Annotated in this window: 19 protein-coding genes; all 19 read left to right on the top strand. The window is 72.2% G+C overall.

The window, feature by feature from the left end:
* The 19 genes from rpmI to tyrS all read left to right on the top strand — a co-directional run bounded on the left by rpmI (position 1) and on the right by tyrS (position 19004).
* Positions 1 to 195: a 50S ribosomal protein L35 gene (gene rpmI, locus FHR77_RS07400; RefSeq protein WP_056056193.1), complete on the top strand. Its 195-nt coding sequence runs from the start codon at positions 1 to 3 to the stop codon at positions 193 to 195.
* A 30-nt stretch (positions 196 to 225) separates the two neighbouring features.
* A complete protein-coding gene (gene rplT / locus FHR77_RS07395; protein WP_056056191.1) occupies positions 226 to 612 on the top strand; it encodes a 50S ribosomal protein L20 in 387 nt (128 codons plus the stop codon).
* Between the two features lie 122 nt (positions 613 to 734).
* The gene (locus FHR77_RS07390; protein WP_056056188.1) at positions 735 to 1559 is read left to right on the top strand and encodes a TrmH family RNA methyltransferase; all 825 of its coding nucleotides are present in this window, start codon (positions 735 to 737) and stop codon (positions 1557 to 1559) included.
* 81 nt (positions 1560 to 1640) lie between these two features.
* Entirely contained in the window at positions 1641 to 2378 is a 738-nt protein-coding gene (locus FHR77_RS07385) for an amino acid ABC transporter ATP-binding protein (protein ID WP_167259532.1), read from the top strand.
* 137 nt (positions 2379 to 2515) lie between these two features.
* Entirely contained in the window at positions 2516 to 3388 is an 873-nt protein-coding gene (locus FHR77_RS07380; RefSeq protein WP_167259531.1) for a glutamate ABC transporter substrate-binding protein, read from the top strand.
* 121 nt (positions 3389 to 3509) lie between these two features.
* The gene (locus FHR77_RS07375; protein WP_167261200.1) at positions 3510 to 4178 is read left to right on the top strand and encodes an amino acid ABC transporter permease; all 669 of its coding nucleotides are present in this window, start codon (positions 3510 to 3512) and stop codon (positions 4176 to 4178) included.
* Positions 4175 to 5107 carry an amino acid ABC transporter permease gene (locus FHR77_RS07370; protein WP_167259530.1) on the top strand — a complete coding sequence of 311 codons (933 nt, stop codon included), beginning with the start codon at positions 4175 to 4177 and terminating at the stop codon, positions 5105 to 5107. Before FHR77_RS07375 ends, FHR77_RS07370 begins: the two co-directional genes overlap by 4 nt.
* A 103-nt stretch (positions 5108 to 5210) precedes the next feature.
* Positions 5211 to 6251 carry a phenylalanine--tRNA ligase subunit alpha gene (gene pheS / locus FHR77_RS07365; protein ID WP_056056184.1) on the top strand — a complete coding sequence of 347 codons (1041 nt, stop codon included), beginning with the start codon at positions 5211 to 5213 and terminating at the stop codon, positions 6249 to 6251.
* Positions 6251 to 8758, top strand: a complete 2508-nt coding sequence (pheT, locus tag FHR77_RS07360; RefSeq protein WP_167259529.1) for a phenylalanine--tRNA ligase subunit beta — start codon at positions 6251 to 6253, stop codon at positions 8756 to 8758. Before pheS ends, pheT begins: the two co-directional genes overlap by 1 nt.
* Before the next feature lie 58 nt (positions 8759 to 8816).
* Entirely contained in the window at positions 8817 to 9866 is a 1050-nt protein-coding gene (gene argC, locus FHR77_RS07355; RefSeq protein ID WP_167259528.1) for an N-acetyl-gamma-glutamyl-phosphate reductase, read from the top strand.
* Positions 9863 to 11020, top strand: a complete 1158-nt coding sequence (gene argJ / locus FHR77_RS07350; protein WP_167259527.1) for a bifunctional glutamate N-acetyltransferase/amino-acid acetyltransferase ArgJ — start codon at positions 9863 to 9865, stop codon at positions 11018 to 11020. Before argC ends, argJ begins: the two co-directional genes overlap by 4 nt.
* Complete coding sequence (gene argB / locus FHR77_RS07345; RefSeq protein WP_167259526.1) at positions 11020 to 12033, top strand: acetylglutamate kinase; 1014 nt, start codon at positions 11020 to 11022, stop codon at positions 12031 to 12033. The genes argJ and argB overlap by 1 nt, the downstream gene beginning before the upstream one ends.
* Positions 12030 to 13232, top strand: coding sequence for an acetylornithine transaminase (locus tag FHR77_RS07340; RefSeq protein ID WP_167259525.1), 1203 nt, complete (start codon positions 12030 to 12032; stop codon positions 13230 to 13232). Before argB ends, FHR77_RS07340 begins: the two co-directional genes overlap by 4 nt.
* Positions 13229 to 14149, top strand: coding sequence for an ornithine carbamoyltransferase (gene argF, locus FHR77_RS07335; RefSeq protein ID WP_167259524.1), 921 nt, complete (start codon positions 13229 to 13231; stop codon positions 14147 to 14149). The genes FHR77_RS07340 and argF overlap by 4 nt, the downstream gene beginning before the upstream one ends.
* Positions 14150 to 14258: 109 nt before the next feature.
* Positions 14259 to 15458 (top strand): argininosuccinate synthase, encoded by a 1200-nt coding sequence (locus tag FHR77_RS07330; RefSeq protein WP_056056171.1) that lies wholly within the window; start codon positions 14259 to 14261, stop codon positions 15456 to 15458.
* Positions 15458 to 16909, top strand: coding sequence for an argininosuccinate lyase (gene argH / locus FHR77_RS07325; RefSeq protein ID WP_167259523.1), 1452 nt, complete (start codon positions 15458 to 15460; stop codon positions 16907 to 16909). The genes FHR77_RS07330 and argH overlap by 1 nt, the downstream gene beginning before the upstream one ends.
* A complete protein-coding gene (locus FHR77_RS16370) occupies positions 16906 to 17028 on the top strand; it encodes a hypothetical protein (RefSeq protein ID WP_255465466.1) in 123 nt (40 codons plus the stop codon). Before argH ends, FHR77_RS16370 begins: the two co-directional genes overlap by 4 nt.
* A gap of 44 nt (positions 17029 to 17072) precedes the next feature.
* On the top strand, positions 17073 to 17672 hold the full coding sequence (locus FHR77_RS07320; protein ID WP_167259522.1) for a DNA-3-methyladenine glycosylase: 600 nt from the start codon (positions 17073 to 17075) through the stop codon (positions 17670 to 17672).
* Positions 17673 to 17690: 18 nt separating this feature from the next.
* The gene (gene tyrS, locus FHR77_RS07315; protein WP_341777278.1) at positions 17691 to 19004 is read left to right on the top strand and encodes a tyrosine--tRNA ligase; all 1314 of its coding nucleotides are present in this window, start codon (positions 17691 to 17693) and stop codon (positions 19002 to 19004) included.
* Positions 19005 to 19462: the final 458 nt, after the last annotated feature.

Below are 19462 nucleotides of genomic sequence, written 5' to 3'. Positions count from 1 at the left end.
ATGCCCAAGCAGAAGACCCACTCCGGCGCCAAGAAGCGCTTCAAGGTCACCGGTTCCGGCAAGATCATGAAGCAGCAGGCCGGCATGCGCCACAACCTCGAGGTGAAGAGCGCCAAGCGCAAGGCTCGCCTGAACAAGGACCAGGTGCTCGCCCCCGCCGACGCCAAGGTCGCCAAGAAGCTTCTCGGTCACTGACCGCTGACACGAACGTAGAGGAACAAGAAAATGGCAAGAGTCAAGAGAGCGGTCAACGCCGCCAAGAAGCGTCGCGTCGTCCTCGAACGCGCCGAGGGCTACCGCGGTCAGCGTTCGCGCCTGTACCGCAAGGCCAAGGAGCAGGTCACCCACTCGCTCGTCTACTCGTACCGTGACCGTCGTGCTCGCAAGGGCGAGTTCCGTCGCCTGTGGATCCAGCGCATCAACGCTGCGTCGCGCGCGAACGGCCTGACCTACAACCGCCTCATCCAGGGCCTCGCCCTGGCCGGCATCGAGGTCGACCGCCGCATCCTCGCCGAGCTGGCCGTCAACGAGCCCGCCACCTTCGCGTCGATCGTCGCCACGGCCAAGGCCGCGCTGCCCGCCGACACGTCGGCCCCCAAGGCCGCCGCCTGATCCACCGCGTCACCTGCACCGCCCGAGAGGCCCCGACAGCACCGCTGTCGGGGCCTCTCCCGCGTCCGCGGCGCGACGGCGCCGCCGCCGTCACCGGCCGGGTCGTGTGGCACAGTGGTGGCGTGCGCAGCCCCCTCCTCGACAACCCCCGTTCGCCCCGAGTCCGAGCGGTGGCGAAGCTCGCCAAGCGCGACGCCCGCACCGACACCGGCCTCTTCCTGCTCGAGGGCCCCCAGGCGGTCTCCGAGGCCCTGGCGTGGCGACCCGAGCTGCTCGTCGAGCTGTTCGTCACGCCCACCGCGCTCGAGCGTCACCCCGCCCTGGGCGAGGCCGCGGAGGCGGCGGGCCTGGAAGCCGAGTTCGTCACGGAGGCCGTCCTCGACGTCATGGCCGACACCGTGACGCCGCAGGGCGTCGTGGCGGTGTGCAAGCAGTTCCCGGTCAGCGTCAAGGACGTCTTCGCCGACACGGGGGAGGGCGGGCCCCGCCTGATCGCCATCCTCGAGGAGGTGCGCGACCCGGGCAACGCCGGCACGATCATCCGGGCCGCCGACTCGGCGGGCGCCGACGCCGTCGTCATGACGGGCCGCAGCGTCGACCTCTACAACCCCAAGGTCGTCCGGGCGACGACCGGGTCGCTCTTCCACGTGCCCGTGGCGCTGGGCGGCGATCTCGCGTCCGTCGTCGCGCGCTGCGCCGAGGCCGGCGTCCAGGTGCTCGCCGCCGACGTCAAGGGCGACGACCTGCTCGAGGCCCGGCAGGAGGGCCTGCTCGGCGCCCCGACCGCCTGGCTCTTCGGCAACGAGGCCCGGGGCCTCACCGACGCCGACCTCGCCCTCGCCGACCGGGCCGTGGTCGTGCCCATCTACGGGCAGGCGGAGTCCATGAACCTCAGCACCGCCGCCTCCGTCTGCCTGTACGAGAGCGCCTTCGCCCAGCGCAGCTGAGCCGTCCCACGACGCATTTCGGTTCTGTTACGAATCCGCCGTGAATTTGACCCCCCTCCGGGTGTCTGTTTGTGTGGCTCCATGGATCCCCTCGTCGTGGTCGACCACGTCAACAAGCACTTCGGAGAGCTTCACGTCCTGAAGGACGTCACGACGACGGTGGGCCGCGGCGAGGTCGTCGTCGTCATCGGGCCGAGCGGCTCGGGCAAGTCGACGCTCTGCCGGGCGATCAACCGCCTCGAGACGATCGACGACGGCGTCATCAGCATCGACGGCACCCGGCTGCCCGAGGAGGGCGCCGCGCTGGCGAAGCTGCGCGCCGACGTGGGCATGGTGTTCCAGAGCTTCAACCTGTTCGCGCACAAGACCGTCGTCGAGAACGTCATGCTCGGCCAGGTCAAGGTCCGCCGTCGGTCGAAGGCCGAGGCACGGAAGCGCGCGATGGAGCTCCTCGACCGTGTCGGCGTGGCCGACCAGGCCGAGAAGATGCCCTCGCAGCTCTCCGGCGGCCAGCAGCAGCGCGTGGCCATCGCCCGTGCCCTCGCCATGGACCCGAAGGTGATGCTGCTCGACGAGCCGACGAGCGCCCTCGACCCCGAGATGATCACCGAGGTGCTCGACGTCATGGTGCAGCTCGCGGCCGACGGCATGACGATGATCGTCGTCACCCACGAGATGGGCTTCGCCCGCAAGGCCGCCGACCGCGTCGTGTTCATGGCCGAGGGCCAGATCGTCGAGGAGGCCACGCCGGAGGAGTTCTTCACCGCGCCGAAGTCCGAGCGCGCCCGCGACTTCCTCTCGAAGATCCTCACGCACTGACGGCCCGCTCGCGGAGCCGGGGCCCACGAGGCCGACCGGCACCGCGACTCCGGCCCGCCCCCCGCACCGCGGGGGAGCACCCCCTCGAGACTTCCGGGCGACGACCGTCGACCGGGTCCCCCAGCAAGGAGAACAGAATGCGACTCAGCAAGGGAATCGTCACCGCTGCCGCAGCCGCCGCGATGGTGCTCGGCCTGACGGCCTGCACCGACTCGTCGGCCCCGGCCGTCGACGTCGAGACGCCCGCCGACTTCGCGGAGGGCAGCACGATGGCGAAGCTGGCCGACGCCGGCGAGATCACCATCGGCACGAAGTTCGACCAGCCCCTCTTCGGCCTCGCCGACCCCGACGGCGTGCCCCAGGGCTTCGACGCGGAGATGGGCAAGCTCATCGCCGCGAAGCTCGGCATCCAGCCCGAGAAGATCAACTGGGTCGAGACGGTCTCCGCGAACCGCGAGCCGTTCATCCAGAACGGCCAGGTCGACCTCGTCATCGCGACGTACACGATCAACGACGCCCGCAAGGAGGTCGTCTCGTTCGCCGGGCCGTACTACCAGGCCGGCCAGGACCTCCTCGTGCTCGAGGGCAACCCCGAGGGCATCAGCTCGGTCGACGACCTCATGGGCAAGAAGGTCTGCACCGTGAGCGGCTCGACCAGCGAGAAGAACATCGCCCCCTACGTCGCGGCCGCGACCGACGTCATCGCGACCGACACCTACTCGAACTGCCTCGAGCCGCTGCGCTCGGGCGCGGTCGCCGCCGTGACCACCGACAACGTCATCCTGGCCGGCCTCGCCGACCAGAACGAGGGCGAGTTCGAGGTCGTCAACGAGCCCTTCACCGAGGAGCCCTACGGCATCGGCCTCGCGCTCGACGACACCGACTTCCGCGAGTTCGTCAACGACACGCTCCAGGACGCCGAGGACGACGGCACCTGGGACGAGCTGTGGGAGAAGACGGCCGGCAAGGTCCTGCCCACGCCGACCCCGCCGTCGATCGACCGCTACTGACGGCCCGGCGGGCACCGCGACGCTCGTCGCCCGCGGTGCCCGCGCGCGCCTCCCCGGCGCCCCTGCACGACCGCTCGACCCGCGCGGTCGCCCCTGACCTGGAGACACCCCCGTGAACCCCTTGGACGTCATCCCCGGCTTCGACGCCGTGACCGACAACTGGCCCCGCTTCTGGGGCGGCTTCGTCACGACGCTGCAGCTGCTCGTGCTCTCCGGGGTGGGGGCGCTGGTGATCGGCTTCGTCGTCGCCGCCATGCGCATCTCCCCGGTCTCGTCGTTCCGCGTCTTCGCGACGGCGTACACCGAGGCGCTGCGGAACACGCCTCTCACGCTGGTGCTCTTCTTCTGCGCGTTCGTGCTGCCGTACCTCGGCGTCGACTTCGGCACGTACTTCCCGCTCGCCGTCATCGGCCTCACGGCCTACACCTCGCCGTTCGTGGCCGAGGCGATCCGCTCCGGCGTCAACGGCGTCCCGGTCGGCCAGGCGGAGGCGGCCCGCAGCATCGGCCTGGGGTTCGGCCAGACGCTCGGCCACGTCATCCTGCCGCAGGCGGTCCGCATGGTGCTGCCGCCGCTGATCAACGTCTTCATCGCCCTCACCAAGAACACCTCCGTCGCCGGGGCCTTCTTCGTCAGCGAGCTCTTCGCCGCCGGCCGCTACATCGCCAACGACCGCGGTGACGCCGTCGTCACCGTCCTGCTGGCCGTCGCCGTGTTCTACCTCGTCATCACCGTCACGCTCGGCCGCGTCGCCGCCGTCGTCGAGCAGAAGGTCGCAGTCCTCCGATGAGCACCACCGTCCTCTACGACGCGCCCGGCCCGAAGGCCCGCCGCACCTCGCGCATCATCTCCGTCGTCGGCGTGGTGCTCGTCCTCGCTCTCGTCGCGTGGCTCGTGTACCTCCTGGGCCGCCCCCGCGTCAGCGCCAACGGCGCCGTGACGCCGGGGGTGCTCGACCCGTCGCGGTGGGACATCCTCTCCGACCTCGCGCTGTGGCGGGCCATCTTCCGGGGCTGGCTCGCGACGATCCAGGCCGCGGCGGTCGCCTCGGTGCTCGCGGTGGTCGTCGGCGTCGTCTTCTCGTTCCTCCGCACGGCGCGCTCCCGCTTCGTCCGGGTCCCGACGACGGTCGTGCTCGAGTTCTTCCGCGGCATGCCCGTGCTGCTGATGATGCTGTTCATCCTGCTGGTCTTCTCGACCGGCGCCTTCTGGGCCGTGGTGGCGGCGCTGGCCGTCTACAACGGCGCCCTCATCGGCGAGGCCCTCCGCGCCGGCATCGCGTCGCTGCCCAAGGGCCAGAAGGAGGCGGGCCTCGCCCTGGGCCTGACGCCCACCGCCACGAGGTTCCTGATCGAGTTCCCGCAGGCGTTCCGCCAGATGCTGCCGATCATCCTGGCCCAGCTGGTCGTCCTCCTGAAGGACACCTCCCTCGGGTACATCGTCGGGTACGTCGAGCTGACCCGTGGGGGCCTCACCCGTCTCGGCACCTACTACGGCAGCACCTACACGTTCACGCTCTTCGCGGTGGTGCTCGTGGTGTACCTGGCCACGAACCTCCTGTTCTCGTGGGTCGTCCGCATCGTCGACCGCCGCACGGGCCGCGACGGCGTGCTCCGCCGCGCCGGTCGGGCCGGCAGGGGCGGCGGGCTCGGGGGGCCGGGGATCCTCGCCCGACCCGGGCGCGTCGAGACGGACGCCACCACCGGCGCCTCCGTCTGACCTGGTCGCCCGCCCCTCCCCAGGCCGTCGACCCGCGCCTCCTCGCCCCCACGGCACGAGGAGGCGCGGTCCGGCTCCCCGACGATCGCTAAGCTTGGTTCTCGTGTCAGACACCGTCCCCATCTCCGAAGACGCCGTCGCGTCCGCGGTCGACGCGGCGCTCGCCGCCGTCGCCACCGCCGCGTCGGTCGCCGAGCTGAAGACCGCTCGCTCCCAGCACGTGGGCGAGGCCTCCGTGCTGGCGCGCATGAACGCCGGTCTGCGTGACCTGCCCGCCGACCAGAGGGCGGCCGCCGGCAAGCTCGTCGGCGGAGCGCGCGGCCGCGTGGCCCAGGCCGTCGCCGCCCGCGAGGCCGGCCTCGCCGAGGAGGAGGAGGCCCGGCGCCTCGCCGACGAGTCCGTCGACGTCACGGCCCTGCCGACCCGCCGTCGGGCCGGCGCCCGTCACCCGCTCGCCCTGCTGCAGGAGCAGATGGTCGACCTCTTCGTCGGCATGGGCTGGGAGGTCAGCGAGGGCCCCGAGCTCGAGCACGAGTGGTTCAACTTCGACGCCCTGGCCTTCGACGCCGACCACCCCGCGCGGGCCATGCAAGACACCTTCTTCGTCGACCCGGTCGACGAGCACCTCGTGCTGCGCACGCACACCTCGCCGGTGCAGATCCGCACGCTGCTCTCGAAGCAGCTGCCGGTCTACAACGTCGCGACCGGGCGGGTCTTCCGCACCGACGAGCTCGACGCGACCCACACGCCCGTCTTCACGCAGATCGAGGGCATCGCGATCGACCGCGGGCTCACGATGGCGCACCTGCGGGGCACCCTCGAGCACCTCGCACGCTCGATGTTCGGCGCGGAGGCGCAGATCCGCCTGCGCCCCAACTACTTCCCCTTCACCGAGCCCAGCGCCGAGATGGACGTCTGGCAGCCGCACGCCAAGGGCGGCGCGCGGTGGGTCGAGTGGGGCGGCTGCGGCATGGTCAACCCGAACGTGCTGCGGGCCGCGGGCATCGACCCGGACGACTACCAGGGCTTCGCGTTCGGCATGGGCATCGAGCGCACCCTCCAGTTCCGCAACGACCTCAACGACATGCGCGACATGGTCGAGGGCGACGTCAGGTTCAGCGAGCAGTTCGGGATGGTGGTCTGATGCGGGTTCCGCTGAGCTGGCTCGGTGAGCACGTCGAGCTGCCGAGCGACGTCACGCTCGAGAGCGTCCACGCGGCGCTCGTCTCCGTCGGCTTCGAGGAGGAGGCCGTCCACGTCGGCGACGTCACCGGCCCCCTCGTCGTCGGCCAGGTGCTCGAGGTCACGCCCGAGCCCCAGAAGAACGGCAAGACCATCAACTGGTGCCGTGTCGCGGTCGGCCCCGACCACGCGACGCGCGACGACGACGTGCGCGGCATCGTCTGTGGCGCCCACAACTTCGTCGTCGGCGACAAGGTCGTCGTGTCGCTGCCCGGGGCCGTCCTGCCCGGGCCCTTCCCGATCGCCGCCCGCAAGACCTACGGCCACGTGTCCGACGGCATGATCGCCTCGAGCCGCGAGCTCGGGCTCGGCGACGAGCACGACGGCATCCTGCTGCTCAGCTCGCTGGGGCTCGACCCGGTCGTCGGCACCGACGCGATCCCCCTCCTCGGGCTCGACGACGCGGCCGTCGAGATCAACGTGACGCCCGACCGCGGCTACGCGTTCAGCATCCGGGGCGTGGCCCGCGAGTACTCGCACGCCACCGGCGCCACCTTCACCGACCCCGCGACGACCGTGTCGCCCGTCGAGGCGAGCGGCTTCAGCGTCTCCGTCGTCGACGAGGCACCCGTTCGCGACCGCGCCGCGGTCGCCACGTTCGTCACCCGCGTGGTGCGCGGCGTCGACGCCGGGCGTCCGACGCCGACCTGGATGTCGTCCCGGCTGCGGCTGGCCGGCGTCCGGTCGATCTCGCTGCTGGTCGACGTCACGAACTACGTCATGCTCGAGCTCGGCCAGCCGATCCACGGCTACGACCTCTCCGCGGTCACGGGCGGCCTGACCGTCCGCCGCGCCGCCCCGGGCGAGACGCTCGAGACCCTCGACGGCCAGGTGCGCACGCTGCACCGCGAAGACCTGGTGATCGCCGACGAGACGGGGCCCGTCGGCCTCGCCGGCGTCATGGGCGGGGCGCGCACCGAGATGGGCGGGTCGACGACCGACGTCCTCGTCGAGGCCGCCACCTTCGACCCGGTGTCGATCGCCCGCACGGCCCGCCGGCACAAGCTGCCCAGCGAGGCGTCCCGTCGGTTCGAGCGCGGCGTCGACCCGGCGGTCTCCGCCCCGGCGGCCCAGCGCGTCGTCGACCTCCTCGTCGAGCTCGCCGGCGGCACGGCCGACGAGCTGGGCTCCGTGCTCGACGAGTCGGTCGCGCCCGCCGCGGTCGAGCTCGCGGTCGACCGACCCGCCCGCCTGATGGGCGTCGCGTACGACCGCGCCGAGGTGGTCGACTCCCTGACGGCCGTCGGCGCCTCGGTCGTCGACCAGGGCGACGTGCTCGTCGTGACCCCGCCCACGTGGCGTCCTGACCTCGTCGACCCGGCGTCGCTCGTCGAGGAGGTCGCGCGCATCACCGGCTACGACCGCATCCCGTCGGTGCTGCCCGTCGCGCCTCCCGGCCGCGGGCTCACCCGTGAGCAGCGGCTGCGCCGGCAGGTCTCCTCCTCCCTGGCCGCGGCCGGGCTCGTGGAGGTCGCCGCCTACCCGTTCGTCACCCCGGCGCAGAACTCCGCGTTCGGGTCCGCCGACGGGCAGGCCGTGCCCGCCGTGACGTTGGCGAACCCCCTCGACACCGCGGCGCCCCAGCTGCGGCGCTCGCTGCTGCCGGGCCTGCTCGACGTGGCGCGCCGCAACGCGTCTCGCGGCCTCGTCGACCTCGCGCTCTTCGAGACCGGCACCGTCTTCCTGCCCGAGGCCGGGGTCCGCTACGGCACGGCCGAGGTGCCGGCCGGTGCGGCGCGTCCGACCGACGACGTGCTGGCCGAGCTGGCCGCGAGCCTGCCTCCCCAGCCGCGGCACCTCGGCGTCCTCGCGCTCGGCGCGGCCGTGGACCGTCAGCCCGGCCAGGCCGCCGTCGCGGCCTCCCTGGCCGACGTCCTCGACGCGCTCCGGGTCGCCGTCCGCGCCGCGGGCGTCGAGCTGACCGTGCGGCAGGGCAGCCACCCGTCGCTCCACCCCGGCCGCACCGCCGAGCTCCTCGTCGGCGACGAGCGGGTCGGCGTGGCGGGCGAGCTCCTGCCCACGGTCGCCGCCGAGCTCGACCTCCCGCGCGTCGTCGCGGTCGGCGAGGTCGACCTCGACCGTGTGCTCGCCCTGGGCGTCGACGTCGCGCCGCGCCCGATCTCGGCCTACCCGGCTGCCACGCAGGACGTCTCGCTCGTCGTCGACCTCGACGTCTCCGCCGGCGACCTGCTCGCGGCCGTCCGCGAGGGGGCGGGCTCGCTCCTGGAGTCGGTGCGCCTCGTCGACGACTACCGCGGCGCCGGGCTCCCCGACGGCACCAAGTCGCTGACCTTCGCCCTGCGCTTCCGCGCCGACGACCGCACCCTGACGGCGGCCGAGGCCACCGAGGCCAAGCAGGGCGCCGTCCGGCTCGCGTCCGAGCGATCGGGGGCGGCGCTCCGCGACTGACACTCGCCCGGCGTCGCCGCCCTCGATCCTCGACCGACTCGAACAGTAGGGTTCATCCATGCCACACACCGTTGCCGTCGCCGGAGCGAGCGGCTACGCCGGGGGCGAGCTGCTGAGGCTCCTCGCCGCCCACCCCGAGTTCGAGGTGACCACCGTCACCGCGAACCAGAACGCCGGGCAGCCCCTCATCGCCCTCCAGCCGCAGCTGCGCTCCCTCGCGCACCTGACGCTCGTCGAGACGACCCCCGAGGCCCTCGCGGGCCACGACGTCGTCTTCACGGCCCTCCCGCACGGCAAGTCCGGCGCGCTCACCGCCCAGCTGCCCGACGACGTCCTCGTCGTCGACTGCGGTGCCGACCACCGCCTGACCGACGAGGCGGCGTGGGAGCGCTTCTACGGCTCCGAGTTCTACGGCGCCTGGGCCTACGGGCTGCCCGAGTTGCTCCTCGCCGAGACCGGCGGTCGTCAGCGCGACCGTCTCGTCGGTGCCCGCCGCATCGCCGCGCCGGGCTGCAACGTCACCGCCGTGACCCTGGCCCTGGCGCCCGCGGTCCGGGCCGGCCTCGTCGAGGCGACCGACCTGGTGTCGGTGCTCGCCGTCGGCCCGTCGGGGGCCGGCAAGGCCCTGGCGCCCCACCTGCTGGCCAGCGAGCTGATGGGCTCGGCCTCGGCGTACGGGGTCGGCGGCACGCACCGCCACGTCCCCGAGATCCAGCAGAACCTCGTGGTGGCGGGCGCCGAGCGCGTCAGCATCTCGTTCACGCCGGTGCTCGTGCCGATGTCGCGCGGCATCCTCGCGACGTCGACGGCCACGCTGTCGCCCGGCGTCTCCGAGCACGACGTGCGCACGGCCTACGAGCAGGCCTACGCAGCTGAGCCGTTCGTGCACGTGCTGCCGGCCGGGCAGTTCCCGCGCACCGCCGACACCGTCGGCGCCAACACCGCCTTGATCGGGCTAGCCGTCGACGTCGACGCCGACCGCCTCGTGGTGGTCAGCGCCATCGACAACCTCGCCAAGGGCACCGCCGGAGCTGCCGTCCAGTCCGCCAACATCGCGCTCGGGCTCCCCGAGACGACCGGCCTCACCGTGAACGGAGTGGCACCGTGAGCGTCACCGCAGCCCAGGGATTCGTCGCGTCCGGCGTCGTCGCGCACCTCAAGAGCACCGGGGCGCCCGACGTCGCGCTGGTCGTCAACAGGGGCCGCCGCAAGTCGGCGGCCGCCGTGTTCACGAGCAACCGCGCCAAGGCGAACCCCGTCCTCTGGTCGCAGCAGGTCATGGCCGACGGCCTGGCGGAGGCGGTCGTCCTGAACTCGGGAGGCGCGAACTGCTTCACCGGGTCGTTCGGCTTCCAGACGACCCACGCCACCGCCGAGGCCGTGGCCGAGGCCCTCGAGGTCTCCGCGACCGACGTCGTCGTCTGCTCCACGGGCCTGATCGGCGTCGGAGACCAGGTCTTCCGTGACAAGGTCCTGTCCGGCTCCCGTGACGCGGCGGCCGCCCTGCACGCCGACGGCGGCCTCGACGCGGCGACCGCCATCATGACGACCGACACGGTGCCCAAGCAGGCCGTCGTCCGGGGCGACGGCTGGGTCGTCGGCGGCATGGCCAAGGGAGCGGGCATGCTCGCGCCGGGCCTGGCGACGATGCTCGTCGTGCTGACGACGGACGCCGACCTGGAGGCCGACCGGCTCGACGCAGCCCTCCGCGCCGCCACCCGCGTGACCTTCGACCGGCTCGACTCCGACGGCTGCATGTCGACCAACGACACGGTCGTCCTCCTCGCCAGCGGCGAGTCGGGAGCGACTCCCGGCGACGACGAGTTCACCGCCGCCGTGACGGCTCTCTGCGCCGACCTCGCCGAGCAGCTCCAGGCCGACGCCGAGGGCGCCTCGCACGACATCCGCATCGAGGTGATCGGCGCGCTCGACGACGACGACGCGGTCGAGGTCGGTCGGTCGATCGCCCGCAACGCCCTGTTCAAGGCCGCCGTCTTCGGCAACGACCCCAACTGGGGCCGTGTGCTCGCCGCCATCGGCACCACGAGCGCCGAGTTCGACCCCTACGCCGTCGACGTCAGCATGAACGGCGTGCGCGTCTGCCACGCCGGCGCCCCCGACCAGCCGAGCGACGGCGTCGACCTGACCCCGCGCGCGGTCCACGTGCTCGTCGACCTGCAGGTCGGCGACGCCGAGGCGACGATCCTGACGAACGACCTCACGCACGACTACGTGCACGAGAACAGCGCGTACTCCAGCTGATGGCCTCCACCGCGATCGTCCTCGGCGACGAACAGGAGCTCGCCGCCGTCAAGGCGGCCACGCTGATCGAGTCGCTCCCGTGGCTCAAGCGCTTCAGCGGCAAGGTCGTCGTCGTCAAGTTCGGCGGCAACGCCATGGTCGACGACGCGCTCAAGCGCGCCTTCGCGGAAGACATGGTGTACCTCCGCTACGCCGGCCTCCACCCCGTCGTGGTGCACGGCGGCGGCCCGCAGATCTCCGCGGCCCTGCAGGCCGCCGGCATCCCGAGCGACTTCCGCGGGGGCTACCGCTACACGAGCACCGAGGCGATCTCGGTCGTCCGCGACGTGCTCGCCGGCGAGGTCAACCGAGAGATCGTCGACCTGATCAACGAGCACGGCGACCTCGCGCGCGGGGTCTCCGGCGAGGGGTCCACGCTCTTCGAGGGCCGACGCCGGGGGGTCGTCGTCGACGGTGAGACCTTCGACCTGGGCCACGTGGGCGACGTCACCGACGTCGACCCGTCGTCGGTCCTCGCCGAGATCGCCGCCGGTCGCATCCCGGTGGTGTCGTCGATCGCCACGAACGAGGCCGACCCCGCGCTCGCCCTCAACGTGAACGCCGACGCGGCCGCGGGGGCCCTGGCCATCGCCCTCCGCGCGACGAAGCTCGTCGTGCTCACCGACGTCGCCGGCCTCTACAGCGACTGGCCCGACCGGGAGTCCCTGGTCGAGGCGATCACCGTCTCGGCGCTCCGCGACATGCTGCCGACGCTCGAGTCGGGCATGATCCCCAAGATGACGGCCTGCCTCGACTCCGTCGTGGGCGGCGTCGGGGGAGCGACCATCATCGACGGCCGCATCCCCCACTCGATCCTCCTCGAGGTCTTCACCCAGCGCGGGTCGGGCACCGAGGTCGTCCCCGACGACCGGGCCGCCGACCACGGCGCGACCGTCGTCACCAGCTACCCCGTCGTCGACCAGGACGCCGTCGCGTCCGTCGACGCCGGCACCGAGAAGGAAGGACAGTCATGACCATCATCCAGACCCCGGGCGGTACCTGGCAGCGCCGCTTCGGCGACGCGCTCATGGGCTCCCTGTCCACCCCGAAGGTGATGCTCGAACGCGGCGAGGGCTGCCAGGTCTGGGACGTCGAGGGCAAGCGCTACCTCGACTTCCTCGCCGGCATCGCCGTCAACGCCCTGGGCCACGCGCACCCCGCGCTGGTCTCGGCGATCGCCGACCAGGCGGCCAAGCTCGTGCACGTGTCGAACTACTTCGCCACCGAGCCCCAGCTCGCCCTCGCCGAGCGCCTCAAGCGGATCACGGGCGCCGGAGAGCGTGGTCGCGTGTACTTCGGCAACAGCGGCGCCGAGGCGAACGAGGCGGCCTTCAAGCTGGCTCGGCTGAACGGCGACGGGGGCCGCCGCACCCGCATCCTCGCGCTCACCAACTCGTTCCACGGCCGCACCATGGGCTCCCTGGCGCTCACCGGCAAGCCCGCGCTGCGCGAGCCCTTCCTGCCCATGGCCCCCGGCGTCGAGCACATCGACACGTCGATCGAGGCCCTGGAGGACGCCATGGGCGACGACGTGGCCGCGATCTTCGTCGAGCCGATCAAGGGCGAGGCCGGCGTGCTCGACCTGCCCCACGGCTACCTCGAGCTCGCCCGCGAGCTGGCGACCGAGCACGGCGCCCTGCTCATCCTCGACGAGATCCAGACGGGCGTCGGCCGGACGGGGTCGTGGTTCACCTTCCAGCAGTTCGACGTCGTGCCCGACGCCGTCACGGTCGCCAAGGGGATCGCCGGGGGAGTGCCCATCGGCGCGCTCGTCACGTTCGGCGACGCGTCCGACCTGTTCGAGGCGGGCCAGCACGGCAGCACGTTCGGCGGCAACCCGCTGGCGACCGCCGCGGCCGACGCCGTCCTCGCCGAGATCGAGAGGTCGGGGCTCGTGCTCAACGCCCTCGTGCGCGGCGACCAGCTGCGCGCGGCGATCGAGGCGATGGACTCCCCGCTGGTCGACGAGATCCGCGGCCGCGGGCTGCTCATCGGCCTGGGCCTCACCCAGCCCGTCGCCGCCGAGATCGCGGCGCGGTGCCTCGAGGCCGGGCTCATCGTGAACGCCCCGAACGACTCGAGCATCCGTCTCGCCCCGCCGCTGATCGTCGGCGACGCCGAGATCGACGAGTTCACCACCATCTTCGGCACCGTCCTGAAAGGTCTCTCATGACCCGCCACTTCCTCCGCGACGACGACCTCAGCCCCGCCGAGCAGCTCGAGGTCCTCGACCTCGCCGACGCCCTGAAGCGCGACCGCTGGTCGCAGCGGCCCCTCGAGGGGCCGCAGACCGTGGCGGTCATCTTCGACAAGTCGTCGACGCGCACGCGGGTCTCGTTCGCGGTCGGCATCGCCGACCTCGGCGGCAGCCCCCTGATCATCGCCACGGCGAACAGCCAGCTCGGCGGCAAGGAGACCCCCTCCGACACCGCGCGCGTGCTCGAGCGGATGGTGTCGGCCATCGTCTGGCGCACCTACGGCCAGGCCGGCCTCGAGGAGATGGCGGCGGGCACGACGGTCCCGGTCGTCAACGCCCTGAGCGACGACTTCCACCCGTGCCAGCTCCTCGCCGACCTGCAGACCATCCGTGAGGCCAAGGGCCGTCTGGCCGGCCTCACCGTCGCCTTCGTCGGCGACGGGCGGAGCAACATGGGCCAGTCGTACCTGCTGGCCGGCGCCACCGCGGGCATGACCGTGCGCGTCGGCGCGCCCGAGGGCTTCCAGCCCGAGGCCGCCGTCGTGGCCGACGCCGAGGCGATCGCCGCCACCACGGGAGGCGCGGTGCAGGTCACGACCGACGCCCGCGAGGCCGTGGCGGGGGCCGACGTGGTGGTCACCGACACGTGGGTCTCGATGGGCAAGGAAGACGAGAAGGAAGAGCGCGTGGCCGTCTTCGGCGGCTTCAAGGTCGACCAGGCGCTGATGGCGCACGCGGCCGACGACGCGATCTTCCTGCACTGCCTGCCCGCCGACCGCGGCTACGAGGTCGACGCCGACGTCATCGACGGCCCCACCAGCGTCATCTGGGACGAGGCGGAGAACCGCGTCCACGCCCAGAAGGCCCTGCTCACCTGGCTCCTCGCGCACTGACGCCGGAGCACCTCCCGCACCACCGGGTCACCTGACCCACCGGTCGACCGGGCCCCCGCCCGGTCGGCCGCCGATACACTCTCACCCCACATCACACCCAAGGAGAACCATGGCGGATCGCGTCGTCCTCGCATACTCGGGAGGCCTTGACACCTCCGTCGGCATCGGCTGGCTCGCCGACGCGACCGGCAAGGAGGTCGTCGCCCTCGCCGTCGACGTCGGGCAGGGCGGGGAGGACATGGACGACATCCGTCAGCGTGCCCTCGACTGCGGCGCCGTCGAGTCGGTCGTCGTCGACGCCAAGGAGGAGTTCGGCACCGACTACCTGATGCCGGCCCTCAAGGCCAACGCGATGTACCAGAAGACCTACCCCCTGGTGTCGGCCCTCAGCCGCCCCCTGATCGCGCGCCACCTGGCCCGCGTCGCCAAGGAGCTCGGCGCCGACAGCGTCGCGCACGGCTGCACCGGCAAGGGCAACGACCAGGTCCGCTTCGAAGCCGCCGTCGCGGCTCTCGCCCCCGACCTGACCAGCATCGCGCCCGTCCGCGACCTCGCCCTCACGCGTGACAAGGCCATCGTCTACGCCGAGCAGCACAGCCTGCCGATCCGCCAGAGCGCAGCCAACCCCTACTCGATCGACAAGAACGTCTGGGGCCGAGCGGTCGAGACGGGCTTCCTCGAGGACCCCTGGAACCCGCCGATCGAAGATCTGTACGAGTACACGCAGGACCCCTCGGTCATCAAGCCCGCCGACGAGGTCGTCATCACCTTCCAGGCCGGCGTGCCGGTCGCGATCGACGGCGTCTCGTACACCCCGCTCGGCATCGTGCAGAAGATGAACGAGCTGGCCGGGGCGCACGGCGTGGGCCGCATCGACGTCGTCGAGGACCGCCTCGTCGGCATCAAGAGCCGTGAGGTCTACGAGGCGCCCGGCGCCGTCGCCCTGATCCAGGCGCACGAGGCCCTCGAGGCCCTCACGATCGAGCGCGACCTGGGCCGCTACAAGCGCGGCGTCGAGGCCGAGTGGTCGAACCTGGTCTACGACGGCCTCTGGTTCTCGGGCCTCAAGCGGTCGCTCGACGTCTTCATCGACGACACGCAGAAGTACGTCTCCGGCGAAATCCGCCTCAAGCTGCAGGGCGGCCGCGCGGTCGTCACCGGGCAGAAGAGCGAGCAGAGCCTGTACGACTTCGACCTCGCCACCTACGACACCGGCGACACGTTCGACCAGTCGCTGTCGAAGGGCTTCATCGAGATCTGGTCGCTGCCGAGCAAGATCTCGGCGCGCCGCGACCTGGCCCAGCAGTAGTGGCCGACGCGACGCCAGCCCCGAACCAGAGGGCGGGGGAGGCGGGGGCACTGTGGGGAGGCCGGTTCGCCTCCGGTCCGTCCCCCGAGCTGACGGCGCTGAGCCGGTCGACGCACTTCGACTGGCAGCTGGCACCGTACGACATCGCCGGGTCCCGGGCGCACGCCCGGGCCCTGGCGGCGGCCGGGTACCTCGACGAGGCGGAGCTGACGAGCATGATCGAGGCCCTCGACCGCCTCGAGGACGACGTCGCGACCGGTGCCTTCGCGGCGCAGGAGACCGACGAGGACGTCCACTCGGCCCTGGAGCGCGGCCTCATCGGCATCGCCGGCGTCGAGCTCGGCGGCAAGCTGCGCGCCGGCCGCAGCCGGAACGACCAGATCGCCACGCTGGTGCGCCTGTACCTCCGTGACCACGGCGCGTCCGTGGCCCGTCTCGTGGTCGGGCTCGTCGACGCGATCGCCGCCCAGGCGGCGGCGCACCCGACGGCGGTCATGCCCGGTCGGACCCACCTCCAGCACGCCCAGCCCGTGCTCCTCGCCCACCACCTGCTGGCGCACGCGTGGCCGCTGGTGCGCGACCTCGAGCGCCTCCGCGACTGGTCGCGACGTGCTGCGGCCTCGCCCTACGGCGCGGGGGCCCTCGCGGGCAGCTCGCTCGGCCTCGACCCGCTGCTCGTGGCGACCGAGCTCGGCTTCGACCGCACGACGGAGAACTCGATCGACGCGACGGCCAGCCGCGACGTGGTCGCCGAGTTCGCCTTCGTCGCGGCCTCGATCGGCATCGACGTCTCCCGGCTCGCCGAGGAGGTCATCCTCTGGTCGACGCGCGAGTTCGCCTTCGTGAAGCTGCACGACGCCTTCTCCACCGGGTCGTCGATCATGCCGCAGAAGAAGAACCCCGACGTCGCCGAGCTGGCGCGCGGCAAGTCGGGTCGGCTGATCGGCAACCTCACGGGCCTGCTGGCGACGCTGAAGGGCCTGCCGCTCGCGTACAACCGCGACCTGCAGGAGGACAAGGAGCCGGTCTTCGACTCCGTCGCCCAGCTCGAGGTCCTGCTGCCCGCCTTCACGGGCATGATCGCGACGCTGGAGTTCGACGTCGAGCGCATGGCCGAGCTCGCCCCGCAGGGCTTCTCCCTCGCGACGGACGTCGCGGAGTGGCTCGTGCGGCAGGGCGTCAGCTTCCGCGACGCCCACGAGATCAGCGGTGAGCTGGTCCGGTTCTGCGAGCAGTCGGGGCTCGACCTCGACCAGCCGACCGACGAGCAGTACGCCGCGGTCTCTCCGCACCTCACCCCGGAGATCCGCGCCGTCCTCACCGTGGAGGGCTCCGTCGCGAGCCGCCGCGGCGCAGGGGGCACGGCTCCCGAGCGGGTCGCGGAGCAGACGGCGGCCCTCACCGAGCAGGTCGCGCGCCTGGTGCGCGAGCTCGACCCGGTGTCGGCGTGACCCGAGGTCGTCCGACCGGGCCGCGGCCGTGGGTGCTCCCCACGGTCGTGGCCGTCTGCGTCGTCGTCCTCGTGGCCGTCGTCGTCATCGTCGTGGCGAGCGGGCAGAGCTTCTTCTGAGCGGGCAGCAGGGCCCCGGGGGAGGCGCGGGGCCGGGTGACGAGGTGACCCGCCTGCTCTCCGGGCCGGCCCGCGAGGTCGGCCCGCGACTCCTCGGCTCCGTCTTCCGGGTCGGCGACGTGGCCGTCCGCCTCACCGAGGTGGAGGCCTACCACGGGCAGGGCGACGACCCCGGGTCGCACGCCCACCGCGGGCCGACGGAGCGGAACGCGAGCATGTTCGCCGAGGCGGGCACGCTCTATGTGTACCTGTCGTACGGGATCCACCGGTGCGTCAACATCGTGTGCGGTCCCGAGGGCTACGGGTCCGGGCTGCTGCTCCGTGCCGGGGAGGTCGTCGAGGGCCTCGAGGTCGCCCGGGGCCGACGCCCGACGGCGCGACGGGACGTCGAGCTCGCCCGGGGGCCGGGGAGGCTCGGGTCGACCCTCGGGATCGAGCTGACGGACGACGGGTCGCGTCTGGGCTCCGGCCGGTTCTCGCTCGAGCTGCCGACCGGGCCCGTCGGACCGGTGGTCGCCGGGCCCCGGGTGGGAGTCTCCGGCCCGGCGGGCACGGACGCCTGGCCGTGGCGGTTCAGCCTCGAGGGCGACCCGACGGTGTCGGCCTGGCGGCCCGCGGTCCGGCGCGCCCGCCCTGCTCGCTGACGCTGGTACCGTTCTCGGGTGAGCACTGGAACCACCGCGGACGTCCTGGCCGGGCAGAGCAACGACCCGACGTTCGACGACGTGTGGGAGGAGCTGCAGTGGCGCGGCCTCGTCCACGTCTCGACCGACGCCGAGGCCCTCAAGGCCCTCCTCGCCGGGCCCCCGATCACGTACTACTGCGGCTTCGACCCGACCGCGCCGAGCCTGCACCTCGGCAACCTCGTGCAGCTGCTGCTCATGCGTCGCCTCCAGCTGGCCGGCCACCGGCCCCTCGGCCTCGTCGGCGGCTCGACGGGCCTGATCGGCGACCCGCGCCCCACGGCCGAGCGCACGTTGAAGACGCCCGAGCAGACGGCCGCGTGGGTCGAGCGCATCCGGGTGCACGTCGAGAAGTTCCTGTCGCCGGAGGGGGTGAACGGCCTGCGGGTCGTCAACAACCTCGACTGGACGGCGCCGCTCTCGGCGATCGAGTTCCTCCGCGACATCGGCAAGAACTTCCGCGTCGGGACGATGCTCAAGAAGGACGCCGTCAGCGCGCGCCTCAACTCCGACGCCGGCATCAGCTACACGGAGTTCAGCTACCAGATCCTGCAGGGCCTCGACTTCCGTGAGCTGTACCGCGCGTACGACTGCGTGCTGCAGACCGGGGGCAGCGACCAGTGGGGCAACCTCACGAGCGGCACGGAGCTGATCCGTCGCTCCGAGGGAGTCGCGGTGCACGCCATCGGGACGCCCCTGATCACCAACACCGACGGCACCAAGTTCGGCAAGAGCGAGGGCAACGCCGTCTGGCTCGACGCCGAGCTGACCAGCCCCTACGCGATGTACCAGTTCTGGCTCAACACCGACGACGGCGACGTGGTGTCGCGCCTGCGGGTGTTCACCTTCCTCGACCGGGCCGAGATCGAGCGTCTCGAGCAGGCCGTCGCGACGGAGCCGTTCCGGCGGGAGGCGCAGCGCACCCTGGCCTGGGAGGTCACGCGCCTGGTCCACGGCGAGGCCGCGACCCAGGCCGCCATCGACGCCGCCGCGGCGCTCTTCGGGCAGGGCGACCTCGACGCCCTCGACGAGTCGACCCTCGCCAGCGCGATCGCCGAGCTGCCGACCGCGGAGGTCGCGGCCGACGCGACGGTCGCGCAGGCGCTCGTCGACACCGGGCTCGTCACGTCCTTGGGCGCTGCCCGTCGCGCGGCGACCGAGGGCGGGGTCTATGTCAACAACGCCCGGGTCGCCGATGCCGACGTCCTCGTGGGGGAGTCGCTCCTGCCCGGTCGGGTCGCGGTGCTCCGCCGGGGCAAGAAGACCCTCGCCGGAGTGCGCGTCAGCGCCTAGCCCTTCGCCCGTCCACAGACCCGCCCCCGGCAGACGCCGGTGGGCGGGTCTCGTCGTTCCGGGGACGGGACGACCATGCCGGCCGGGGGCCGTTCGGCGGGGGTCCACCCGTCGGCAGACTTGCCCTCGTGCGGCCATGTGCGGCTCTCTGCCGAACGTTCACGTGCTGGACCCTTGATTTTCCGGGCTTCGTGGTTGCGACACGCCCGGGATGTGTGGGGGTTTGGACGTTGGGCGGGTGGTGCCTGTAATGTTCTTTCTTGTCACCACAACGGTGCGGCGGAGCGAAGCTTCACCGGCCTCAAGCTGACCAGCCTCCAAGTCCTCGAGTTGCCTACACGGCCTCGGACCAAGTGGGTTGCAAACACTGATCCACATGGTGTAGCGTCATGGCTCGTTGCGAAAGCGACACCGGCTCCTTACAGGGGTCGAAGAGCGGTGGTCTTACATGGTGAAGA

This window comes from Frigoribacterium endophyticum (genome assembly GCF_011759585.1).
In the GTDB taxonomy this organism is placed as follows: domain Bacteria; phylum Actinomycetota; class Actinomycetes; order Actinomycetales; family Microbacteriaceae; genus Frigoribacterium; species Frigoribacterium endophyticum.
Note: the sequence above shows the minus strand (reverse complement) of the source record. Positions and strands in the feature narration are given on the sequence as shown.

Excerpts from the sequence above, each read along its gene's own strand:
- rplT (WP_056056191.1), top strand. The coding sequence starts at position 226 with ATGGCAAGAGTCAAGAGAGCGGTCAACGCCGCCAAGAAGCGTCGCGTC.
- rpmI (WP_056056193.1), top strand. The coding sequence starts at position 1 with ATGCCCAAGCAGAAGACCCACTCCGGCGCCAAGAAGCGCTTCAAGGTC.
- FHR77_RS07370 (WP_167259530.1), top strand. The coding sequence starts at position 4,175 with ATGAGCACCACCGTCCTCTACGACGCGCCCGGCCCGAAGGCCCGCCGC.
- argC (WP_167259528.1), top strand. The coding sequence starts at position 8,817 with ATGCCACACACCGTTGCCGTCGCCGGAGCGAGCGGCTACGCCGGGGGC.
- FHR77_RS07380 (WP_167259531.1), top strand. The coding sequence starts at position 2,516 with ATGCGACTCAGCAAGGGAATCGTCACCGCTGCCGCAGCCGCCGCGATG.
- argB (WP_167259526.1), top strand. The coding sequence starts at position 11,020 with ATGGCCTCCACCGCGATCGTCCTCGGCGACGAACAGGAGCTCGCCGCC.
- argF (WP_167259524.1), top strand. The coding sequence starts at position 13,229 with ATGACCCGCCACTTCCTCCGCGACGACGACCTCAGCCCCGCCGAGCAG.
- FHR77_RS07340 (WP_167259525.1), top strand. The coding sequence starts at position 12,030 with ATGACCATCATCCAGACCCCGGGCGGTACCTGGCAGCGCCGCTTCGGC.
- FHR77_RS07385 (WP_167259532.1), top strand. The coding sequence starts at position 1,641 with ATGGATCCCCTCGTCGTGGTCGACCACGTCAACAAGCACTTCGGAGAG.
- pheT (WP_167259529.1), top strand. The coding sequence starts at position 6,251 with ATGCGGGTTCCGCTGAGCTGGCTCGGTGAGCACGTCGAGCTGCCGAGC.
- FHR77_RS07330 (WP_056056171.1), top strand. The coding sequence starts at position 14,259 with ATGGCGGATCGCGTCGTCCTCGCATACTCGGGAGGCCTTGACACCTCC.